This window comes from Synechococcus sp. H55.9 (assembly GCF_047462355.1).
Classification (GTDB): domain Bacteria; phylum Cyanobacteriota; class Cyanobacteriia; order Thermostichales; family Thermostichaceae; genus Thermostichus.
In genome coordinates, this window is record NZ_JANSJB010000055.1 from 1 (window position 1) to 3384 (window position 3384).

The window sequence follows — 3384 nt, forward strand, 5'->3', positions numbered from 1 at the left end:
TTCTTGAAGCCTTCCCCAGAGCAGATCGACCGCTTCGCCCGCGCTCTTCTGGCGGTGCAGCCCCTTCTGGCGGCCACCCAAATCGCCTGCAGCAGGCCAACGGCAGCGAGGAACGTCGGCAAATTGAACAACAGTTTGAAACCGCAGCCGCCAAGGTCATCGCCGCCCATCAACTGACCCCAGAGGACTATCACCGCATCTCTGCCAGCGCCCAGTCGGATCCGGGTGTAGCAGCCGCAGTCACCGCAGCCGTGCGCCGCTGGATGTCGCTCTAGCCCGACAAGACCCTGGCCTGCAGGCGGGAGGAGAAAACTTCGTAAATAACCGTCAAAGGTTGGCCTCGGTGCAGCAAAAGATAATGCCTAGCCCAGAAAGGGCCAGGACACTGCAGCAGCCGGGCAATCGGGTCTGTCTCACCATAGTAAAGGCCGCGCAGATCGCGAAAGGTCTCCAGTTTTTCTTGGATTAGATTTTGGCCAATGGGCAAATCGGGATGGGGCAAGTATCGAGCCAGATGGTCGGAGTTCCACCAAGAGGTGGCATAGAGCAAGGGCTGCTGAGAGGTTGCTCCACACAGCCAAACCCGCCGCCGCACCAAGGGGGATCCCAGCCGTGCCAAATCCTTGGCCAGCCGTTGCATGGACTGGGGGGCGGCCCTCTGCTCCGCCGGCAAATCGACCCGGCCCGTGTCGAGCAGATGGGCCTGAATCGGCTCTTGGGTCAAGGCAGCTAGGTTGCGGGTGGTCAAGCCATCCCCCAAGAGCAGCAGGCGCAACACGGGATCCACCTGCACCAACTCAGGCTGTAGCGGGTCTGCCTCCCCCTGCCAATGCAGTTGCAGAGGCCACCAATCGCCTTGGCCAGAGGAGACGTTAGAACAGAGAGCAGCGCTCCAAGGGGATCCTGCGGCGTCGGCCTGGTAGGTCAGTGGAGAAGGGGAAAGTTCCAAGGCGGAGGTTCGGTTGTTAAGTTCTGTATCGCTCCTTAGTCTAACCCACCCCCTGCTGCAGCTCTAGGGGCTTGCCTAGCTGGTGCCCGGCTGGATCAGCAGCCGTACCACCCAGGGGACGACCACGATGACGCTGATCAGGCGGGCCAGATGCATGACCACCACTGTGCTGGTTTGGGCTCCCATGTCCAGGGCAATCAAGCTCATATCGGAAATGCCCCCTGGCGCCGTGCCCAAGATGGCCGTGAGGCGCTCGATGCCCAACCAACGGGAGATCAAATACCCCGACAAAACTCCCGTGCCCACCGCAATCACCGTACAGAGCAGGGCCGGTCGCCACAGATCCTTCAGGGCAAAGAAGGTCTCAGCAGTGAGCTTGCTGCCCAAAAGGATGCCCAGCACCACCTGCATGACAAAGCGGATCCCGGCTGGGGGAGTGGGGATCGGGATCGCCCCCCAAACATTGACCAAACCCACTGCTACCATCGAGCCCACCAAGGCTCCTGCCGGCAGCCTCAGCTTGACTGCGATCAGGGCACCTGCCAACCCGATCAACACCGTCCAGAGATAGTTCATCATTGCGGCCTGGCCTCGAGGCAAGGGGATCTCTGCAAAGCAGGGCTTGGCCCACCTTTTCCACGACATTCGGCGCAAATGCCGTAGAAGTCCAGCACATGGTACTCGATCACAAATTGGTAGCGGCTGGCAAGCTGCTCCTCCAGATCTTCCACCGGGCAATCCGGCAGAGGCACCACCCGCCGACATTCGGTGCAGATCAGGTGATGGCGGTTGTGGCCGTTGCTGGGCAGAACCTGATAGTAGGTTTGCTGATCCCCCAAGTTGACCGCCTGCAGCTTGCCCTCATTGCGCAGAGCATCCAAAACTCGGTAAACCGTGGCCAGACCCACCGTGTGGTTGGCATTGCGTAACTCCAAAAAGATCTCTTGCGCCGAAAGGGGCTGTGAGCGCTGCTCTAGCAGCTCCAGAATTAATTTCTGGTTGCGGGTCTGGCGGGAAGAAGACATGAGCCTTTGTCTGGGTCATTCTTTGGGGTCAGCGCTCAGAGTCTGCCTCGGCTTTCATGCGCTCTAGGGTCTGGTGCATCTGGTCGAACATTTGGGTTAGGGAGAGCCCAAATCCCCCAAGCTGGGTTTGCAGTTGTTTGATGGTCATCTGAGCCATAAAGTCGTCGGAGAGCTCCAGCCGCTTCATGAAAATGCGCTGGCGCTCCAGCAATTCTTCCATTCGCTCAATGAAGATTTTTTTGCCTTCCCGGTCGAATTGGCCGTAGCGCTCGCCAAGTCGCATCAGGTTTTGGAAGTCCTGAAACAGTTGCTTGGCTTCTTCTTGGACGATCTCCGAGTCGAAAAAACTCATGGCCTTCGGTTTGCTCTGCATAAACTGTATTGGATATACCCATCCTATCCGATCGGGTTGGGGGGCGCAGTCCCTGCCGTTTTCCGGCCAGTACGGGATCCCGCCCTTCGCTTGGGTGGAGAATGGAGTTTGGGCCTGTCTGCCCCGCTCTCTGCTATGTTCCCCTTTCCTGGTGTGAAGGCTTACACGCAGCCGGCTTTGGCCCGGCAGTGGTGCCAACGGGTGCAGGGATCCCGACCGCTGTTTTTGGCCTGCCTGGGGTTTACGGAAACAGCTCTTGTGCCGGGCATCTCCGCTGCCGGCGCCACGCCCTCCTTGCGGCGCTACACAGCCCTTGCCGATGGAGAGGTGCTGCTGGGGGGCTATTCTCACCGCTTGCCCACCTCTCCCGATGGCTATCCTTCACCGGTGGTGATCAGCCGCGCCGTCCTGAGGGAGTTGGGGATCCCCTGTCGCGTGTTCGACTGTGGTTTACCGGAGCCGCTGCCAGGGGCAGAAACGGTAAGCGCCAGGGGGATGGCCCGCTGCTTGAGCACGGGGCAGGCTTTATCTCTGGAACAGGTGGGATCCCTGTGGCAGGAGGGGTACGAGCGGGGATCCCGGCTGGAGTCGAGCTACTGCGTCATCGGCGAATGTGTGGCAGGGGGCACCACCACGGCACTGGCGGTGTTGCTGGGGCTGGGCTGGCAAGCAGAGGGCATGGTCAACAGCAGCCACCCGGTCTGTAACCACGCCCAAAAGCTGGCCTTGGCGCGGCAAGGTCTGGCCCATCTCTCGCCCAACGCTACAGCGCCGGAGGTGGTGGCCGCTGTGGGGGATCCGATGCAGCCCTTTGTGGCCGGACTGGCGATGGCGGCAGCCCAGCGGGGGCCGGTGCTGCTGGCGGGCGGCACCCAGATGCTGGCGGTGCTGGCCCTGATGCGGCGCTGGGGGGAAGAGCAAGGGATCCCTTGGCCCCCGGAGAACGTAGTGGCAGGCACCACCCGCTGGGTGGCCGAGGATCCCTCCGGCAATACGGTGGCCTTAGCCGAGTTGCTGGGGACTGCCCCCCTTTTGGC

At 61.2% G+C, this 3384-nt stretch carries 6 protein-coding genes; 2 read left to right on the forward strand and 4 right to left on the reverse strand.

The genetic code is table 11. The annotated features are described in order from the left end of the window. Positions 1 to 275: DUF4168 domain-containing protein (locus tag NW857_RS08380; RefSeq protein WP_414368643.1), on the forward strand; the 275-nt coding region annotated here is incomplete at its 5' end. On the opposite strand, the gene NW857_RS08385 is transcribed toward NW857_RS08380, so the two are convergent. The 4 genes from NW857_RS08385 to NW857_RS08400 form a co-directional block, all read right to left on the reverse strand. Further along, positions 272 to 949 (reverse strand): chorismate pyruvate-lyase family protein, encoded by a 678-nt coding sequence (locus tag NW857_RS08385; RefSeq protein WP_414336593.1) that lies wholly within the window; start codon positions 947 to 949, stop codon positions 272 to 274. The genes NW857_RS08380 and NW857_RS08385 overlap by 4 nt on opposite strands. 75 nt (positions 950 to 1024) lie before the next feature. Beyond that, the gene (locus NW857_RS08390; protein ID WP_414335049.1) at positions 1025 to 1528 is read right to left on the reverse strand and encodes an AbrB family transcriptional regulator; all 504 of its coding nucleotides are present in this window, start codon (positions 1526 to 1528) and stop codon (positions 1025 to 1027) included. Next, the gene (locus NW857_RS08395; RefSeq protein ID WP_414335050.1) at positions 1525 to 1974 is read right to left on the reverse strand and encodes a Fur family transcriptional regulator; all 450 of its coding nucleotides are present in this window, start codon (positions 1972 to 1974) and stop codon (positions 1525 to 1527) included. Before NW857_RS08395 ends, NW857_RS08390 begins: the two co-directional genes overlap by 4 nt. 28 nt (positions 1975 to 2002) lie before the next feature. Next, positions 2003 to 2326 carry a DUF1825 family protein gene (locus NW857_RS08400; protein ID WP_414335060.1) on the reverse strand — a complete coding sequence of 108 codons (324 nt, stop codon included), beginning with the start codon at positions 2324 to 2326 and terminating at the stop codon, positions 2003 to 2005. Between the two features lie 129 nt (positions 2327 to 2455). Between NW857_RS08400 and cobT the strand changes: the two genes are divergently transcribed. After that, the coding region (cobT, locus tag NW857_RS08405; protein WP_414368644.1) for a nicotinate mononucleotide-dependent phosphoribosyltransferase CobT at positions 2456 to 3384 on the forward strand (929 nt) is incomplete at its 3' end.